The following is a 17663-nucleotide window of genomic DNA, read 5'->3' as shown; positions in this document are numbered from 1 at the left end:
ATTAAATTCCTTTCTGTATGAACGATGATAGCTTCCGGCGTATGATTTTATTAGAGGCCGTTCGCGGCAGCTCCTCTACTCGAACGAAATACTTTGGAAGTTTGTACTTTGCTAAAAATTGTTGAATGTGTAAAGATAACTCTTCATCTGAAACGTCTTCGTTTATAACAATGCATGCTGCAGGAACTTGTCCCCATTTTCCATCGGCTACTCCCGTTACACCGGCCTCTTTAACAGCGGGATGCTTCAACAAAACATTTTCAATTTCAGCTGGATATACATTTTCTCCACCTGAAATAATAAGGTCCGAACGTCTGTCTAATACATATAGAAAGCCTTCTTCATCCACTTTCCCGATATCTCCTGTATAGAACCAGCCTTGTTGAAGGGCTTTTTTAGTAGCTTCAGGTTTATTTAAATATCCTTTTGTAACATTTGGACCTTTAACAATGATTTCTCCTGCTTCACGTGTTTCATTTCCATTCTCATCTACAATTTTCATTGCACACGGAAATAATGGTTTACCTGCTGATCCCAGTTTTCGCAAACTATCTTCAGGTGAAAGCGTAACGAACTGTGAAGATGTTTCTGTCATTCCATACGTTTGATAAACAGGAATTTCTTTATTCACACAAGCCTCTAAAATAGTAAGCGGTGCGGGTCCTCCTCCTAAAAGCATACAGCGAAATGTATTTGGGTATTTACGTTCAGCTAATTCATCCAGCATATTCGATAGCATGGAAGTGACAACCGAAATAATTGTTACTCCTTTGTTTTCAATGGCTTCATTCACCGCTCTTGCTTCAAATCGTTCTTCTAAAATGATTTTCATTCCGTAAAAGACGCTCCGCATTAAAATGGATAATCCGCTAATATGAAACAAAGGAACCGCTATAAGCCAGCAGTCTTTTTCATTTAATCCTAAATTAAGCGCTGAACCAATGGAACTCCACCAGTGATTTCCATATGTCTGCAGCACTCCTTTTGGATTACCTGTTGTTCCAGACGTATACATAATGGTGAACGTCTCCTCGAGATTCCACGTTTTCTGAAAATACGTTTCTGTTTCTGGAGAACTTTTTAAAGAAGATAAAGGAAGCTGAGTAATGGAACTTTGGAACTCTCTCGTTAAAAATGCTTCATCCGTAATAAGCAACGACACGTTTGCATCTGTTAGCTGATAATTGATTTCTTCATTTGTCAAACGCGTATTGACGAGCAGCACCCGAGCGCCAATATAAGAAACCGCATGTAAAATCTCAATAAACTCCACGCTGTTTTTCATGCATAAAGCAATGGTATCACCTTGCTTTACACCGTTAAACGAAAGCTGCTGCGCTACTTTTTGAACACGCTTATGAAGCTCTTGAAAAGTAAGCGACGTTTGCAGTGTTTCTACCGCCACTCGGTTTGGCGTCAAATATGCTCTTTGCATAAGCCCATTAGGAATCGTTTGGCCACTCATAAATTTCTCTCCTTTTTATACTAATTAACTAAATCAAATTGAAAAAACAGCCTGATGATAATCACCAAGCTGTTTCAGCTGTTTAAGGGAAACGTGGGAACTGTTGGAAGTCTGGATTGCGTTTTTCCTTAAATGCATCGCGACCTTCTTTTGCCTCGTCCGTTGTGTAATAAAGAAGCGTTGCGTCACCCGCAAATTGCTGGATACCAGCTAAGCCGTCCGTATCAGCATTAAATGCTGCTTTTAAGAAACGAAGAGCGGTTGGACTTTTTTCTAACATCTCTTCACACCATTGAATTGTTTCAGCTTCAAGCTGCTCTAATGGAACGACCGTGTTTACTAATCCCATGTCTAGTGCTTCTTGAGCGTTGTACTGACGGCATAAGAACCAGATCTCACGTGCTTTCTTATGGCCTACGATGCGAGCTAAGTAACCAGAGCCATATCCTGCATCGAAGCTTCCAACTTTAGGACCTGTTTGTCCAAAGACTGCGTTATCCGCTGCAATTGTTAAGTCACATACAACGTGAAGAACGTGGCCTCCACCAATTGCATAGCCTGATACCATTGCAACAACCGGCTTTGGAATTACGCGAATTAAACGCTGTAAATCTAGAACGTTTAGACGTGGAATTTCATCTTCTCCTACATAGCCGCCGTGACCGCGAACTCTTTGGTCTCCGCCTGAGCAAAATGCTTTATCCCCAGCACCTGCTAATACAATTACTCCAACGCTTGCATCGTCACGAGCATAAGCAAATGCATCGATCAATTCCATTACTGTTTTTGGACGGAATGCATTGTGCACTTCCGGACGGTTAATCGTAATTTTAGCGATTCCGTTATATGTTTCGTATAAAATGTCTTCATATTGGCGTACTGATGTCCATTCAACTGTCATCTTTATTTCCTCCTAATTATGTAGTAGCTAAGAACTCACTTACTATTCTACCAAAAATCTCGGGTTGTTCCACGTGAATTGCATGGCCTGTCCCTAAAATAATTTTAGAAGTAGCATTTGGTATTAATGTTTGCATTTCTTTGGAAATTAAACAAAACTTTTGATCTACTTCTCCTGTAATAAGCAAAACCGGCATCAACAGATCGTCCAGCTTCTCCCAAAGGGACGGCTGGACTCCTGTTCCCATTCCTTTCAAACTGTTGGAAAGGCCGATTTCTGTATGCGAAAGTCTTTCTTGACGCACCGCTTCTTGAACATAGCTAGGCAATTGCTTTTGAGAACGAAAAAGAGGGATTTCCTCCCAAAAGTTCACAAATTCTTCAATTCCATTTTTCACAATGCGGCTCGCCAGCTGCTCATCTTTTTCTTTTCTTAGCTTTTGTTCTTCTCGCGTTTTTAAACCAGGCGATGCGCTTTCTAATACCAACTTTTTCACAAGGTGTGGATATCGCTGAGCAAATGAGAGAGCAAGCCTTCCTCCCATCGAATATCCAATTACATTCACCTGTGATAGAGATAGCTGTTGAAGCAGCTCATGCAGTGCTTCAACAACTGCTTCCATTGAATATGGTTTGATTTCTTTCGGAGCTGCTGATTGGCCATGACCAATAATATCAACAGCAATCACTTGATAGTCTTTAACGAATTTCTTCATAAAGGTACGCCAGGTTTGAGAAGAACCGGTAAAGCCGTGAAGAAGCAGCAGCGGCTCTCCTTTTCCCTCGGTGTGCACATAGTAAGATACACCATTTAATTGATACATCATTGCTTATTCCTCACCGTTTGACAAATTTATTTCCTCGGAAACAAGTTTCCACAAACTGCGATGAGTCTCTACATTTTCTGTACGAGTTGTGCGAATCTCTACAACATGTAACCCGCCTTTTGTGAAAGCATGGTTCATTGCATGTCGAAATTCTTCCCAGCTGCTTGCTGAAGAAAATGTGCCATCATACAGACGAGTGGCATGCTCAAAATTCAATCCAGTTGGCGTACCGAATAAAAATTCAAAGTGCTTTTCTTGTTTTGACTGCGGTAAAAATGAAAAAATTCCTCCGCCGTCATTGTTAACTAGCACAACGGTTAAATTTAAATTATGCATCTTAGCTGCCAGCAGACCATTTAAATCGTGATAAAAAGATAGGTCACCAATAAATAAAACGGTGTGATCGTAAGCCGTGCTTACGCCCAGAGCAGACGAAACCACACCATCAATTCCATTTGCTCCTCGATTTACAAAAAGTGGAATATCTTTCTCCGTATTTAAGAAGAAAGAATCAATATCTCGAACAGGCATTGAATTTCCAACAAACAAAGCCGTGCCTTCAGGTACTACATCCACAATTTCTTGAACTACTTGTCCTTCGAACCATTCCTGGCCAGAAGTTAATGTTTTGAGAGCCTGTGCAGTTTGAGCATTAATCTTTTTCCATAGACTCAGCCATGAAGTAGACTCCTCTTGATTCGCTGAAAGGCGCTTGATCAGTTCTTCACAAAATAATGTTTCATTGGCTTCAATCATCACTGTTGAACGCAAAGTAGGATCTCTCCAGCCTTTACCTTGGTCAACTACAAACATTTCTTTCGGCTCGTGTGCTTTTAAAAATTGCAATAGCGGTTTCGATACCGGCATCGCGCCAAAACGAATGACAACTTCGGGGTAAAAACGCTCATCAACCTTATCACTTTTTAAAAATGTATCATATGTCTCTATTACATTTTCTTTTGAATGCTTGCCGCTTCTTAATTGTGATAACGGATCTGCGAGCACCGGAAAGCTTAAAGCGTCAGCTAAACGGCATACGCTGTCTACTGCTTTTAAAGACATTTGATCTCCGCATATAATAAGTCCTTTTGTTGTTCCCTCTAGGCGCTTCGCAATTTCTTCGAATCCTTTTTCAGATAGAGATGCTTCTCCATGAATAGCAGCCACATATGATTTACCGCGTTTCCCCTGACTCCATAAATCTTCAATAGACAAATCTGGTACAATCGGTTCACGTAAAGGTACGTTAATGTGTACAGGACCGCTCGGTATAGCTTGAGCTGTATGAACAGCCCTTGAAGCTACTGTTCGAATATAACGATTCATATCTGCACTTTCTTCTGGTAAAGCTGTATCTACAAACCACTTCGCATACTGACCGAAAAGATGATTCTGATTAATTGCCTGCGGGGCACCTATATCCCTTAACTCGTGCGGCCGATCGGCTGTGATAACGACTAAAGGAATGCGTGAGTAGTGAGCTTCAATTACTGCAGGATAATAATTCGCTGCAGCTGTTCCAGATGTACATACAAGCGCCACTGGTTTTTTCTTTGCTTTTGCTATTCCTAGAGCAAAAAAGCCGGCAGAACGTTCATCAATGTTTAAATGCACATGAATATCAGGGTGCTCAGCCATAAGCATCGCAATAGGCGTTGAACGTGACCCTGGACTGACCACTACTTCTTCAACATTTGCTTCTACTAATTCATCCACGAATGACGCAATATACGTTGTTAATGATTTAATGTGTTCCACGCATAATCCCTCCTAAAGCTGAAAGCATCGGGTTGAATTTAATTTTTGTTTCTTCATATTCACTTTCAGGCGTAGAATCTGCTACAATTCCACAGCCCGCAAATAAAACAGCTTCTTTTTGCTGAATAACAGCCGAGCGGATTCCTACTATAAATTCACCGTTTCCATTGATATCCATCCATCCTAAAGGAGCTGCGTACCACCCTCGGTCAAAGGATTCTAGCTTTCGAATAATAGGCAAGGCCTCCTGTTGAGGATATCCTCCTAACGCTGGTGTTGGATGGAGCTTTTGAATAAATGAAAATAGCGTCACATCTTCCTTTATACGCCCTTTCACAGGTGTATACAAATGTTGAATATGCTTTGTTTTATATAAACTTGGCTTACTTGGAATTTCTACTTCATAACAATAAGAATTCATCGCTTCTTTAATCATATGAACAACAACATCGTGCTCAATTAAGTTCTTAGGATCCTGAAGCAATTCCTCACCTAGTTCGTGATCTTCCTGCCTTGTCTTTCCTCTTGGAATCGAACCCGCTAAACAAGTGGAAAACACGTAATCTCCTTGTTTTTGTACTAGTCTTTCTGGGGAAGCGCCGATAAAATGCTGATGCTCTCCCTCTAAAATATATGTGTAGCTAGTTGGCTGTTCCTTTAACAGACGCTGAAGCACGTATTCAGTAGAAATATCTTCATTAAATTTTACTTTTAATTGGCGAGCAAGAACCACTTTCTCTATAACCTGTTGCTTAATTAAAGTAGTAGCTCTTTCAATATTTCCTTTAAATTTCTCTACCCCAATTTCTTCTTTTTCCAACAGCAAAGGTGAAATATGAGATTCCCCGTCGTACTCTTCACAAAGAACAAGTTTTTGGACCTCTTCGAAATAATTGATGTGCTCTTTTACAGAATCTTGTCCTTTAACCATCATATTAACGGTAAGATATCCTTCTTTATTTACCTGGGTATATAACACAGTTGGAATCATAAATTTTGAACTCGGGAAATCACTCCAATAGTTTTCTCGATACTGATTTGGGTCAAATGAAAATCCTCCAAATAAAAGAGGACCTGTCCCATCAGGGAAAATTTGGTTATTTTTATAAAAGTCTTCTTTTATAAAGCGCTTCCATTCATTTTCAATGTGGAAATAACGTTCTTTTGCCGCATTGGTGCAAATAGTATGCGCATATCCTAATCCAACAAATGTATAATAACTGTTGGGATCTTTCCAAAAAAAGCGTTCTTTATAAAACTGGTCATGTCCGTTCGCATAAAAAATAAGGGGGTCAATAGGTCTTACTTTTTTCACTAAACTGACCAATTTTGGCTGATTTTCATTTTTTGCACACTCAATCGCATCTTTAATGTATTCTTGTACTAACTGTTCGGTCGTTGCAATCACACTACGTCCCCCCGTTCATCTTTTTTTCTTAAGTCTGTAACTAACTTATTATAAACTTTCAGTTCAAAAAAATCTAGCATCGCGATTCATGAGCAAAAATTAATTTCGCTTGTCTAAATTACGCCTTTTCAGTAAACCAATAAAAAAATCTTTATGATCTATTTAGTACTCTTTAGCCCTCAAGAACGTTATTTTTATCATACCCTTTTCTATAACCTTTACCTTTCTTTAATTTTCCACTCCATTTCTCTCTTAGCTTCATGAATACCCCAAATCCTCCTAATATGAATCGTGTTTTTTTGAATTTTTAACACATACTACAAAAGCACACTAAATTTTTAAGGGGGAGCTTCATGACACTTTCAAAACAAGAAATCAGTCAGTTAAAACAAAATTTACAGCAGCAGCAGGCTGATATTCAATCGCACTTTGATCAAAATGATCATTTTGGTCTAACTCGAAGCGACGCTCACGATGCTGTAGGAGAACTTTCAAGCTACGATAACCACCCTGGTGACACAGCCACAGAAACATACGAGCGTGAAAAAGACCTTGCACTAAATGAACATGCAAAACAAGAGCTACATGAAATAGAAGAAGCACTGCAGGCAATCGCTCACAGCACGTATGGAACATGCAAAGTATGTGGAGCAGATATCTCGTTTGAAAGACTTCAGGCTGTACCAACTACTTTATACTGTAGAGAACATAGCCCATCACAGGATATTCCAAAGCACAGACCTGTAGAAGAAAATGTTCTCCATCACCCATTTGGTCAATACGACTATGACGATACCGAGACGACAGGATACGACGCAGAAGATTCTTGGCAAGACGTTGCGCGTTACGGGACGTCTGAATCTCCTTCTGATTTTATAGAAGATACGTCTAACTATAGTGAAACCTATATTGAGGCGGATGAAGCTATTGGGTACGTTGAAGATTATGAAAACTTTGCCGCTACCGATTTATATGGACAGCCTCTTCCTATTTATCCTTCAAAAGAGCATGAGCGATATGAAAATGCACTGGATGAAGAAGGTACGATGACCATATTTGGAGATTTACCGGCCTATGAGAAAGATCCATACACTGAAAAGGAGTAGTTCTTCATACTACTCTTTTTTCTATTTTTAGTAGGAGCTATGGGAGATGACATCGAATGAATAGGAGATTAGAATTAATAATGAGGTGAACATAATGAATGCACATGAAATTGATTATAAATTGTATGGAGATGACATGCAGTTTGTTGAAATTGAATTAGATCCTTCAGAAAGTGTGATAGCAGAAGCTGGAGGAATGATGATGATGGAAGATGATATTGAGATGGAAACCATTTTTGGTGACGGTTCTTCCTCCAACAGCAGCGGACTTTTTAATAAACTAAAAGGTGCTGGGAAACGCGTATTAACTGGTGAAAGTTTATTTATGACGGTATATACAAATAACGGATATCACAAGCGAAAAGTATCTTTCGCTTCACCTTTTCCAGGTAAGATTATTCCTGTCGATTTAGAGCAGCTCGATCATAAAATTATTTGTCAAAAAAGCTCCTTTTTATGCGCTGCCAAAGGCGTATCCGTTGGTATTGACTTTCAAAAAAAACTAGGAACTGGCTTCTTTGGCGGTGAAGGTTTTATTATGCAAAAATTAGAAGGCAATGGCCTCGCATTTTTGCATGCAGGCGGCACCATTCATAAGAGACAGCTGCAGCCGGGTGAACGCCTTCGTGTGGATACTGGCTGTTTAGTGGCCATGACCCGTGATGTAAATTACAACATCGAATATGTAGGGAAAATTAAAACAGCTCTGTTTGGAGGAGAAGGCATGTTTTTTGCTACTCTGTCAGGACCGGGAACAGTTTGGATTCAATCTCTTCCTTTTAGTCGACTAGCCGATCGCGTTTTATCAAGTGCAGTTTCACCAACGGGAGGTAAAGGTGAAGGCAGTATCCTTGGTTCTTTAGGTGATTTCTTAAACGGTGACAACAGATAAAATAAAAAAGGTGTAGTCGTTGACTACACCTTTTTTATTTATTGATTTAATAAATTTTTAGTGGAATGAATTCCCCAAATATCAGATGCATATTCCTCAATCGTTCGGTCACTAGAAAAAAAGCCGGAATGTGCAATGTTCGTCGCACTCATTTGAAGCCATTTATTTTCATTTCCATAAGCTTCGTTTACTTTTTGCTGTGCCGTAACGTATGAGTCAAAGTCACGGAGTACGTAGTATTCATCATTTTGCATTAATAATGAATCATATATAGGCTCGAATAAGTCATATGTGTCAGGTAAGAAGCCGTTTGTGAGCTGCTCGAGCACTTGTCGAATCCGCTTATCATGATGGTAATAATCATAGGCACGGTATCCTCCATTTTGCTGATAGCTCAATACTTCTTCGGCTTTTAACCCAAAAATAAAGACATTATCTTTTCCTACTGCCTCGCTAATTTCGACGTTCGCTCCGTCCATCGTACCAAGAGTTAACGCTCCGTTCATCATGAATTTCATATTTCCCGTTCCCGAAGCTTCTTTGCTGGCGGTTGAAATCTGTTCGCTGACATCCGCTGCAGGAAAGATATACTCAGCAAGTGACACTCGATAGTTTTCTAAAAAAACGACTTTTAAAAACGGTGATGTTTGTGGATCATGATTGACAACATCAGCTACAGAATTAATTAGCTTGATGACTTTTTTTGCATAATAATAGCCGGGAGAAGCTTTCGCACCAAAAATAAATGTACGAGGCACGATTTGAAAATTAGGGTCTTCTTTTAATCGATTGTACAAATACATAATGTGCAGTACATTTAAAAGCTGTCTTTTATAAGCATGAAGCCTTTTAACCTGTACATCAAAAATAGAATGTGAATCTATTTTAATTCCCGTTTGCTCTTGAATAATATCGGCAAGCAGCTTTTTACGCTGTTGTTTTACTGTTTTTAGTCCTTGTAAAAAGCTTGGATCTTCCACATACTCTTGGAGCTTTATAAGAGAATGCGGCTGTTTAATCCATTTATCTCCTATCACCTCGGTAATAAGAGAGGAAAGCTGCGGGTTAGCTTTTAACAACCAGCGCCGGTGGGTAATTCCATTCGTTTTATTGTTAAATTTAGCAGGATAAAACTGATAAAAATCTTTCATTTCTCGTTCTTTTAAAATATCAGTATGAATCTTTGCCACGCCGTTTACTTTATAACTTCCCACAATTGCTAAATGAGCCATCTTTACTAGCCCGTGCGCTAAAATAGCCATATTTTCAATCCGCTGCCAGTCTCCTGGATATGCTTCCCATAATTCTTTACAAAAGCGCTCATTAATTTCTTCAATAATCATATACACTCGTGGAAGCAAGGGTTGAAATAAATCAATCGGCCATTTCTCAAGGGCTTCAGAAAGAGTCGTATGGTTTGTGTATGAAATGGTATTGGACGTAATATGCCATGCATCTTCCCATTCCATTTTTTCTTCATCCAGTAAAATTCTCATTAGCTCAGGAATCGCAAGTACAGGATGCGTATCGTTAATATGAATGGCTACTTTTTCGTGAAAGTTTGTAAGTGTTTGATAGGTATTTCGATGTGCTCTGATAATACTTTGTAAGCTAGCTGACACAAGAAAATATTGCTGTTTCAACCTTAATATTTTACCATCTTCATGTGTATCATCCGGATATAAAAATTCTGATACAGCCTCTGTTTGACGCTTATACTCCATCACATCTTTATGTACTGGAAATGATGAAGGCTCCGCATTCCAAAGGCGAAGTGTATTCACTGTATCTGTTTTATACCCGATAACCGGGATGTCATAAGGAACAGCAGAGACGGGTTCTCCTTTTACATGACGAAAAGAGAATGTTCCGTCTTCCTGTACCATTTCAACTTCGCCCCAAAAGTTCACTTCGATTGCTTGATCTAATTTGCGTACTTCCCATGAATTCCCATGCCTTAACCATTGTTCTGGGAGCTCAATTTGAAAGCCGTTTACAATCTTTTGATCAAACAAACCGTGTTTATAGCGAATCCCATAACCGTGACCAGGAAGATTAAGTGAAGCAAGAGAATCTAAAAAACAAGCAGCAAGCCTGCCTAATCCCCCGTTTCCTAATCCTGCGTCTACTTCGATTTCCTCAATATTTTCAAGTGAAATATTCAGATCACTTAATCCTTCTTTTACAACTTCCCGAATTCCTAAGTTCAACAGATTTTGACCCAACAGTCTGCCTAATAAAAATTCGATAGAAAGATAATACACTTGCTTTGTATGTGAAGACCTATGAATTTCATTGGTTGAAATCCAATCGCTGCTAATATACTCTCGCACCATATTTCCTAATGTATGATAGTGATCTTGAACAGTAGATTCTTTAAAGCTCTTTCCATATGTCATTTCCAGCTTTTTTAAAAAAGCCTCTTGAAAGCTTTTTTTATCAGAGAACAATCTGCTCACCCTTTCACGATGGAGTAGATGTCAAATTTGAATACAATTGATTATATTTAAATGCCGATTGCCCCCAGCTATAATCCTGACTCATAGCATCCATCATTAATTTTTTCCATACATCTTTCTGGTGATAAAATGAAACAGCTCTTTCTAACGTATGAAGCATGTCATGAGCATTATAATTCTTAAAAGAGAAGCCATTTCCCTCTCCGCTATATTCATTATAAGCTTTGACCGTGTCATTCAGGCCGCCCGTTTCACGCACGACTGGAATGGTTCCATACTTTAAGGCTATTAATTGTCCGAGTCCGCAAGGCTCAAAACGGGAAGGCATTAAAAATAAATCCGTACCGGCATAAACTTTATGAGCGAGTTCCTCATTAAAACCAATAATGGCTTTTACTTGTTGCGGGTACGTATCTTCCATCTCACGGAAAAACTGCTCAAACTCGTGTTCGCCAGTTCCTAAAATAACAATTTGGGCTCCTAAGTTAACCGTCTCATGGAAAACGTGCTTGACTAAATCCAATCCCTTCTGCTGGGTTAACCTTGTAACCATCGAAATAATTGGAACATCGTTATTTTCCTCTAATTCAAGATAGCGCTGGAGCTCTTTTTTATTTTTATATTTTCCTTCAATCTCTTCTACAGAATAAGGATAAGATATAAGCTGATCTGCGTCTGGGCTATAAGCTTCTTCATCGATTCCATTTACAATCCCAATTAAATCTTGATTTCGCTGACGCAATAATCCATCTAAACTTTCTCCGTAATAGGGCATTTGAATTTCATCTCGATATGTAGGACTTACCGTGGTAATTTTATCAGCTGATACAAGAGCCGCTTTCATAAAATTAATATTCCCATAAAACTCGAGCTGGCTTGTAGTAAAATAATAATCATTTAAATTTAATAGCTCATATAAATTGCTTTTAGGGAAAATTCCTTGGAATTGCAAGTTATGAATCGTAAAGACCGTCTGGATATGATCATACATATCATAATTAGCACGAAGTAAAAATGGAATCATAGCCGTATGCCAGTCGTGACAATGAATGATATCAGGCTCATTCTCTAAAAATGGGATAGCTTCAAGCACAGCTCTGCTGAAGAAAGCAAATCGTTCAGCGTCATCGTAGTGCCCATATAAGCTATCTCTTTTAAAATAATATTCATTATCAATGAAAATATATTTAACGCCATCCATCGTTAACGATTCAATCCCGCAGTACTGTCTTCTCCACCCAACCTGCACATGAATAACTTTTTCAAGCACCATTTCATCTTGATAATGTTGAGGAATGGTTCCGTACTTTGGCATGACTACACATACGTTCGTTCCTAACTTTTTTAATTCTTTAGGCAGGGCACCTGCTACGTCTGCTAATCCTCCTGTTTTAATAAAAGGTACACATTCTGATACAGCAAATAATACATTCACGACTTCATCAACGCTCCTTGAGTTGTTCCTTTAGCAATGACTCTAGGTAGACCTGACTCACCTAGCAACGTTTCATTACTTCCTATTTTCACATCTTTGTCTAAAACAACATTTTCTAATACACTATTTTCTAAAATAACGCCTTTTTGCATCACAATGCTATTCTTAACGACCGTACCTTTTCCAATTTTAACGCCTCGGAAGATAATACTATTTTCCACATGTCCTTCAATCACGCACCCGTTTGCGATCATTGAGTTTTTCACAACCGCTTTTTTTGCGTAACGAGTAGGCGGTTCATCTTTTACTTTAGTGAAAACAGGACGTTCGTTGATAAATAACTGCTTCCAAACATCTGGAGATAAAATTTCCATACTTGTTTTATAGTAGGCATCTAAGCTAGAAATCTCAGCCGTATATCCATGGTGCTCGTACTTTTCTACACGATGAGATTGTGCCATATATCGAACCATTTCTTTAATCGTATAAAAATCATGCGATTCATTTTGCAAAATATTAACTAGAATAGATTTATTAATAATATACATATTAAGCGATTTATCACCCTGCTTCATTTCAGTAATATCTGCATTTGAAGCAATATGACGCTGCAGCACGTGCTCAAAGTCAACTGTACATATCGTATAACTATTAGCAATTAATACGTATTCCTGCTTACTTCTTAAGAAATAATCAATATGATAACGGAACTGCGTGAATAGTGATGGACTCTCTAAGTGTAAATCACTTGTCATAGGAGGGAAGATAAACAATCCATCTCGCTTCCGATCCAAATCCCATTCTTTTCCTGAACCTATATGATCCATCAATGCGCGATAGCGATCACGAGGAAAAATGGCAACGCTCGAAATTCCAGAGTTCACCATATTAGAAAGCGTAAAATCGATTAATCGATAGCGCCCTGCAAAAGGAATGGCAGCAATCGATCTATAAAAGGTTAAAGGCTGCAGCGCTGTTGTGTTTGTACAAGCATCAATAATACCAAGCATTTGATTATTCAATGTCGTTCATCCTCTCTGTTCGTTAAATGCATTTAGCAACTGATTCAATCAATTCTTGAGTAACAAGAATTACTTCTTCGCTTCCTTTGGTCGGTCGAATGATAGTACCGTCTGGAACTTCAATGTCCGATGGAACAATTGCGTTTTCAATATATACGTTAGAGCCTATCTTTGCAGTAGGCATGACAACCGTTTTCTTAACTTCAGAACCTGAACCGATTTGTACACCTGGAAATAACACGGACTGCTCTACGTTTCCTTCGACAACGCACCCTTCATTTACTAATGACTCCACCACGCAGGCGTTTGGCGCAATATATTGAGGAGGCTGATTAGGGTTAACAGAGTATACTTTCCATGAAGAGTCAAATAAATTAAGCTCGTCTTTATCACATAACAAATCCATATTCGCTTCCCATAAGCTTTTTACAGTTCCTACATCTTTCCAATAACCTTGGAATGGATATGCAATTAGCTTTTTCTTTTCATCTAGTAAAAGCGGAATAACATCTTTACCAAAATCATGGCTTGAGTATGGATTGCGTGCATCCATTTCTAAATATTCTTTTAAAATACTCCATTTAAAAATATAAATCCCCATAGAAGCTAGATTATTTTTAGGACGCTGTGGCTTTTCATCGAACTCCATTACATCTAGGTCACTATTTGTATTTAAAATACCAAAACGGCTCGCTTCTTCCCAAGGTACTTCAATAACAGAAATCGTTACATCTGCTTCTTTGTTTATATGATAATCAAGCATATTTTCATAGTTCATTTTATAAATGTGATCACCTGATAGAATCAGTACGTACTCAGGATCATATTGTGTCAAATAGTTTAAATTTTCATAAATAGCGCTAGCTGTGCCTTTATACCACTTTACTCCATCTGACTCCGCGTATGGAGGCAATACTGTGACGCCACCATTCCGTCGGTCCAAATCCCAAGCGCTTCCAATTCCAATGTATGAATTGAGAACTAGCGGTTGATATTGTGTTAATACACCCACTGTTTCAATACCTGAATTTGTACAATTACTTAAAGCAAAATCAATAATTCGATACTTACCACCAAATGGTACAGCTGGCTTTGCTAGATTTTTTGTAAGCGAACTTAGCCGACTACCTTTTCCTCCTGCCAATAACATCGCTACGCATTTCTTTTTTAACATGTTGTTTTCTCTCCCCTCGTTTTCTCTTTGCTCGTAGTATACTAATGCCAAACGGCGGAATATTCATTTCAATGCAAAAAGGTTGACCGTGAAACGATTCATCCACTGATTTTAATGCCTTTTTATTTACAATGCCTGAACCGCCGTACACTTCGTCATCACTGTTAATAACTTCAATGTACTCTGTCTCAACTGGAACTCCAACTTTGTAAGAATGATATGGATGCTCAGAAAAATTGCTAACAACTATAAAAATCTCCTGATTTTCTTTCGACTTGCGAATAAAGGAGAAAATTTGTTGATGATGATTGTTAACATCAATCCATTCAAATCCATCTGGATTATGGTCTAATTCATATAAAGGCTTGCTTCTTTTATAAATCTTGATGAGATCCTTCATATATCCGTTAAGATTGCGATGCATGTCAAAGTCATAAAGCATCCAGTCTAACTCTTCTAAATCTTTCCACTCATCAAATTGTCCAAACTCTCCGCCCATAAATAAAAGCTTTTTTCCAGGGTGTGCAAAGAAATATCCATATAGCAGTCGAAGCTGTGCAAACTTGCGCCAGTAATCACCTGGCATCTTATTAAGCAATGATTTTTTCCCATGTACGACTTCATCATGAGAAAGCGGCAAAATAAAGTTTTCGTTAAACGCATACATTAGTGAAAAGGTCATTTTATCGTGAAGATAGGGACGTCTTTCCACTCCAGCTTCCATGTACGTTAAAACGTCATTCATCCATCCCATGTTCCACTTATAATTAAAGCCTAAACCGCCCTCATACGTAGGTGCTGTAACAAGGGGCCAATCCGTTGAATCTTCTGCCATCATTAATATCGTTTCATCAGATTTAAAAACAGCTTCATTCAATTTTTTTAAGAAGCTGACAGCTCCATCATTTACTGCTTTTCCAGAAGAATTTTGCCAATAAAGCATATTAGCTACAGCATCTACTCGAAATCCATCTATGTGGAAGTACTCCAACCAAAACAAAGCGTTCGAAATGAGAAAACTTTGTACTTCAGGCTTGCCTAAATCGAAATTAGCTGTTCCCCAAACATAGTTTTCACGGTCGGGTTCTTTTTTGTATTCATAAGTAGGTTCTCCATCGAACATATACAGACCATGTTCATCCTTACAAAAATGCCCGGGTACCCAGTCTAAAAGAACGCCTATATTATTTTGATGACACTCATCTATAAAGTTCATCAACTCTTTAGGTGTACCGTATCGACTGGTAGCAGAATAGTATCCAGTTCCTTGATATCCCCAGGATCGGTCGAGCGGATGCTCAATGACTGGTAATAACTCAATATGTGTAAAACCTTGTTCAGCAATATAAGGAATAAGCTCCTGTGCTAATTCACTGTATGTATAAAGGCTGCCATCTTCATGAGTCCTCCAAGACCCTGCATGCAGCTCGTAAATACACAGTGGTCTTTCATATATATTTTGCTGTTTTTTCTTTCTACGCCAATATTGGTCGTTCCATTTGTACCCATCCAATGAGTAAACAATAGACGCAGTGTTTGGACGCACTTCACTGAAGAAAGCGTATGGATCTGCTTTTAATTTTTTTTGATTGCTTTGTGTGATGATTTCATATTTATAAATAGTCCCTTGTTCTAATTCAGGGATAAATGTCATCCAAATACCTTCTTCATTAACTTTAACCATTGAATGTTGAAAACCGTTCCATTTATTAAAATCACCTACAACGCTTACACCCTTTGCATGAGGTGCCCACACGCAAAATCGTACGCCTTCAATTCCTTCTACCGTTACCTGATGCGCACCGAAAATAGAGTAACTGCGAAATAAGTTTCCTTCGTGATACAAATGAACATCAAATTCAGTAGGCTGAACCGCTAGATTCACTTTTGCCACCCCTTTAACTTCAAACATAATATACGCACATAATATACGCTTCTTACCACTCATTCCCTTTTATAGTAAAAACATAAACCTTTTCTACAAATATAATAGAATAAATGTTCTTTAAAATTACTCTTTATTCCATACTCTTCATACTTTATTACTTTATGAATAATTCCATATGATATAGGGAAAATCCTGCTTAAAACTTACTTTTTATTCTGAAAATTCATGGTAATTATTCCTAACTATTATTCCTGTTTACTTAATCTTTAAAAAAGCGCAAATAAAAAAAGGTTTGCATATATGCAAACCTTTTTAAGATGACCCGTACGGGATTCGAACCCGTGTTACCGCCGTGAAAGGGCGGTGTCTTAACCGCTTGACCAACGGGCCATATTTAAATTTAAAACGACTGGCGGAGAAGGAGGGATTTGAACCCTCGCGCCGCTTACACGACCTACACCCTTAGCAGGGGCGCCTCTTCAGCCACTTGAGTACTTCTCCGTATGGCTCCACAGGTAGGACTCGAACCTACGACCGATCGGTTAACAGCCGATAGCTCTACCACTGAGCTACTGTGGAATATGGTGGGCCTAAGTGGACTCGAACCACCGACCTCACGCTTATCAGGCGTGCGCTCTAACCAGCTGAGCTATAGGCCCATTATTTGGAGCGGGTGATGAGAATCGAACTCACGACATCAGCTTGGAAGGCTGAGGTTTTACCACTAAACTACACCCGCGTTACTTAAGATGGGGCGACTGATGGGAATCGAACCCACGAATGCCGGAACCACAATCCGGTGCGTTAACCACTTCGCCACAATCGCCGTCTTAAAATGGTGGCTCGGGACGGAATCGAACCGCCGACACAAGGATTTTCAGTCCTTTGCTCTACCAACTGAGCTACCGAGCCAAACAAAATGGCGGTCCCGACGGGAATCGAACCCGCGATCTCCTGCGTGACAGGCAGGCATGTTAACCGCTACACCACGGGACCACTTTGGTTGCGGGGACAGGATTTGAACCTGCGACCTTCGGGTTATGAGCCCGACGAGCTACCGAACTGCTCCACCCCGCGATGATATGAATATGATATAAATAAATGGCGGAGGAAGAGGGATTCGAACCCCCGCGGGCTTTAACACCCCTGTCGGTTTTCAAGACCGATCCCTTCAGCCGGACTTGGGTATTCCTCCGTATATTTATAACAAATGTAACTTATATGGTAGCGGCGGAGGGAGTCGAACCCACGACCTCACGGGTATGAACCGTACGCTCTAGCCAGCTGAGCTACACCGCCATATTATTCGTTACAATTATTTAATTTCAT

The 17663-nt window shown here is 39.2% G+C and carries 12 protein-coding genes and 11 tRNA genes; 2 read left to right on the top strand and 21 right to left on the bottom strand.

Going from position 1 to position 17663, the window contains the following annotated elements; translation table 11 throughout:
* Position 1 precedes the first annotated feature (1 nt).
* From ACWATA_RS00115 to ACWATA_RS00095, 5 genes are all read right to left on the bottom strand, one after another.
* Entirely contained in the window at positions 2-1465 is a 1464-nt protein-coding gene (locus tag ACWATA_RS00115) for an o-succinylbenzoate--CoA ligase (protein WP_028411866.1), read from the bottom strand.
* A gap of 82 nt (positions 1466-1547) precedes the next feature.
* Entirely contained in the window at positions 1548-2366 is an 819-nt protein-coding gene (gene menB, locus ACWATA_RS00110; protein WP_013085280.1) for a 1,4-dihydroxy-2-naphthoyl-CoA synthase, read from the bottom strand.
* Positions 2367-2382: 16 nt separating this feature from the next.
* The gene (menH, locus tag ACWATA_RS00105) at positions 2383-3192 is read right to left on the bottom strand and encodes a 2-succinyl-6-hydroxy-2,4-cyclohexadiene-1-carboxylate synthase (protein ID WP_028411867.1); all 810 of its coding nucleotides are present in this window, start codon (positions 3190-3192) and stop codon (positions 2383-2385) included.
* A 3-nt stretch (positions 3193-3195) separates the two neighbouring features.
* The gene (menD, locus tag ACWATA_RS00100) at positions 3196-4950 is read right to left on the bottom strand and encodes a 2-succinyl-5-enolpyruvyl-6-hydroxy-3-cyclohexene-1-carboxylic-acid synthase (RefSeq protein WP_033579580.1); all 1755 of its coding nucleotides are present in this window, start codon (positions 4948-4950) and stop codon (positions 3196-3198) included.
* Positions 4937-6358 carry an isochorismate synthase gene (locus ACWATA_RS00095; RefSeq protein WP_048019666.1) on the bottom strand — a complete coding sequence of 474 codons (1422 nt, stop codon included), beginning with the start codon at positions 6356-6358 and terminating at the stop codon, positions 4937-4939. Before ACWATA_RS00095 ends, menD begins: the two co-directional genes overlap by 14 nt.
* Before the next feature lie 353 nt (positions 6359-6711).
* Here ACWATA_RS00095 and ACWATA_RS00090 point away from each other — a divergent pair, with 353 nt between their 5' ends.
* Together ACWATA_RS00090 and ACWATA_RS00085 are read left to right on the top strand one after the other, a co-directional pair.
* Positions 6712-7464 carry a TraR/DksA C4-type zinc finger protein gene (locus tag ACWATA_RS00090; protein WP_013059568.1) on the top strand — a complete coding sequence of 251 codons (753 nt, stop codon included), beginning with the start codon at positions 6712-6714 and terminating at the stop codon, positions 7462-7464.
* Between the two features lie 94 nt (positions 7465-7558).
* Positions 7559-8356, top strand: coding sequence for a TIGR00266 family protein (locus tag ACWATA_RS00085; protein WP_013059569.1), 798 nt, complete (start codon positions 7559-7561; stop codon positions 8354-8356).
* 38 nt (positions 8357-8394) lie between these two features.
* Here ACWATA_RS00085 and ACWATA_RS00080 read toward each other — a convergent pair whose 3' ends face one another.
* From ACWATA_RS00080 to ACWATA_RS00005, 16 genes are all read right to left on the bottom strand, one after another.
* Positions 8395-10806 carry a glycogen/starch/alpha-glucan phosphorylase gene (locus tag ACWATA_RS00080; RefSeq protein WP_028411871.1) on the bottom strand — a complete coding sequence of 804 codons (2412 nt, stop codon included), beginning with the start codon at positions 10804-10806 and terminating at the stop codon, positions 8395-8397.
* Between the two features lie 13 nt (positions 10807-10819).
* Positions 10820-12250 carry a glycogen synthase GlgA gene (gene glgA, locus ACWATA_RS00075; RefSeq protein WP_028411872.1) on the bottom strand — a complete coding sequence of 477 codons (1431 nt, stop codon included), beginning with the start codon at positions 12248-12250 and terminating at the stop codon, positions 10820-10822.
* Positions 12247-13272 (bottom strand): glucose-1-phosphate adenylyltransferase family protein, encoded by a 1026-nt coding sequence (locus tag ACWATA_RS00070; protein ID WP_025750736.1) that lies wholly within the window; start codon positions 13270-13272, stop codon positions 12247-12249. Before ACWATA_RS00070 ends, glgA begins: the two co-directional genes overlap by 4 nt.
* 22 nt (positions 13273-13294) lie before the next feature.
* A complete protein-coding gene (locus tag ACWATA_RS00065) occupies positions 13295-14446 on the bottom strand; it encodes a glucose-1-phosphate adenylyltransferase (protein WP_016765788.1) in 1152 nt (383 codons plus the stop codon).
* Positions 14397-16358 (bottom strand): 1,4-alpha-glucan branching protein GlgB, encoded by a 1962-nt coding sequence (gene glgB, locus ACWATA_RS00060; protein WP_033579577.1) that lies wholly within the window; start codon positions 16356-16358, stop codon positions 14397-14399. Before glgB ends, ACWATA_RS00065 begins: the two co-directional genes overlap by 50 nt.
* A 294-nt stretch (positions 16359-16652) precedes the next feature.
* Positions 16653-16724 (bottom strand) — tRNA-Glu (locus ACWATA_RS00055).
* 20 nt (positions 16725-16744) lie between these two features.
* Positions 16745-16835, bottom strand: a tRNA-Ser gene (locus tag ACWATA_RS00050).
* Between the two features lie 3 nt (positions 16836-16838).
* Positions 16839-16913, bottom strand: a tRNA-Asn gene (locus ACWATA_RS00045).
* A 3-nt stretch (positions 16914-16916) separates the two neighbouring features.
* A tRNA-Ile gene (locus ACWATA_RS00040) sits at positions 16917-16993 on the bottom strand.
* Between the two features lie 6 nt (positions 16994-16999).
* A tRNA-Gly gene (locus ACWATA_RS00035) sits at positions 17000-17073 on the bottom strand.
* Between the two features lie 11 nt (positions 17074-17084).
* Positions 17085-17160 (bottom strand) — tRNA-His (locus ACWATA_RS00030).
* Positions 17161-17170: 10 nt separating this feature from the next.
* A tRNA-Phe gene (locus ACWATA_RS00025) sits at positions 17171-17246 on the bottom strand.
* An 8-nt stretch (positions 17247-17254) separates the two neighbouring features.
* Positions 17255-17330 (bottom strand) — tRNA-Asp (locus tag ACWATA_RS00020).
* 4 nt (positions 17331-17334) lie between these two features.
* Positions 17335-17411, bottom strand: a tRNA-Met gene (locus ACWATA_RS00015).
* Between the two features lie 25 nt (positions 17412-17436).
* Positions 17437-17529: transfer RNA gene (locus ACWATA_RS00010), tRNA-Ser, on the bottom strand.
* 27 nt (positions 17530-17556) lie between these two features.
* Positions 17557-17633, bottom strand: a tRNA-Met gene (locus tag ACWATA_RS00005).
* Between the last annotated feature and the right edge of the window lie 30 nt (positions 17634-17663).

This window comes from Priestia sp. USM5 (assembly GCF_058323215.1).
The sequence above is the reverse complement of the archived record's forward strand: the minus strand, read 5'-3'. Positions and strand labels throughout refer to the sequence as shown.

Bases quoted from the DNA above. Each gene is read 5' to 3' on its own strand.
- menB (WP_013085280.1), bottom strand. From the start codon at position 2,366: ATGACAGTTGAATGGACATCAGTACGCCAATATGAAGACATTTTATAC.
- ACWATA_RS00115 (WP_028411866.1), bottom strand. From the start codon at position 1,465: ATGAGTGGCCAAACGATTCCTAATGGGCTTATGCAAAGAGCATATTTG.
- menH (WP_028411867.1), bottom strand. From the start codon at position 3,192: ATGATGTATCAATTAAATGGTGTATCTTACTATGTGCACACCGAGGGA.
- glgB (WP_033579577.1), bottom strand. From the start codon at position 16,358: ATGTTTGAAGTTAAAGGGGTGGCAAAAGTGAATCTAGCGGTTCAGCCT.
- ACWATA_RS00065 (WP_016765788.1), bottom strand. From the start codon at position 14,446: ATGTTAAAAAAGAAATGCGTAGCGATGTTATTGGCAGGAGGAAAAGGT.
- ACWATA_RS00090 (WP_013059568.1), top strand. From the start codon at position 6,712: ATGACACTTTCAAAACAAGAAATCAGTCAGTTAAAACAAAATTTACAG.
- ACWATA_RS00085 (WP_013059569.1), top strand. From the start codon at position 7,559: ATGAATGCACATGAAATTGATTATAAATTGTATGGAGATGACATGCAG.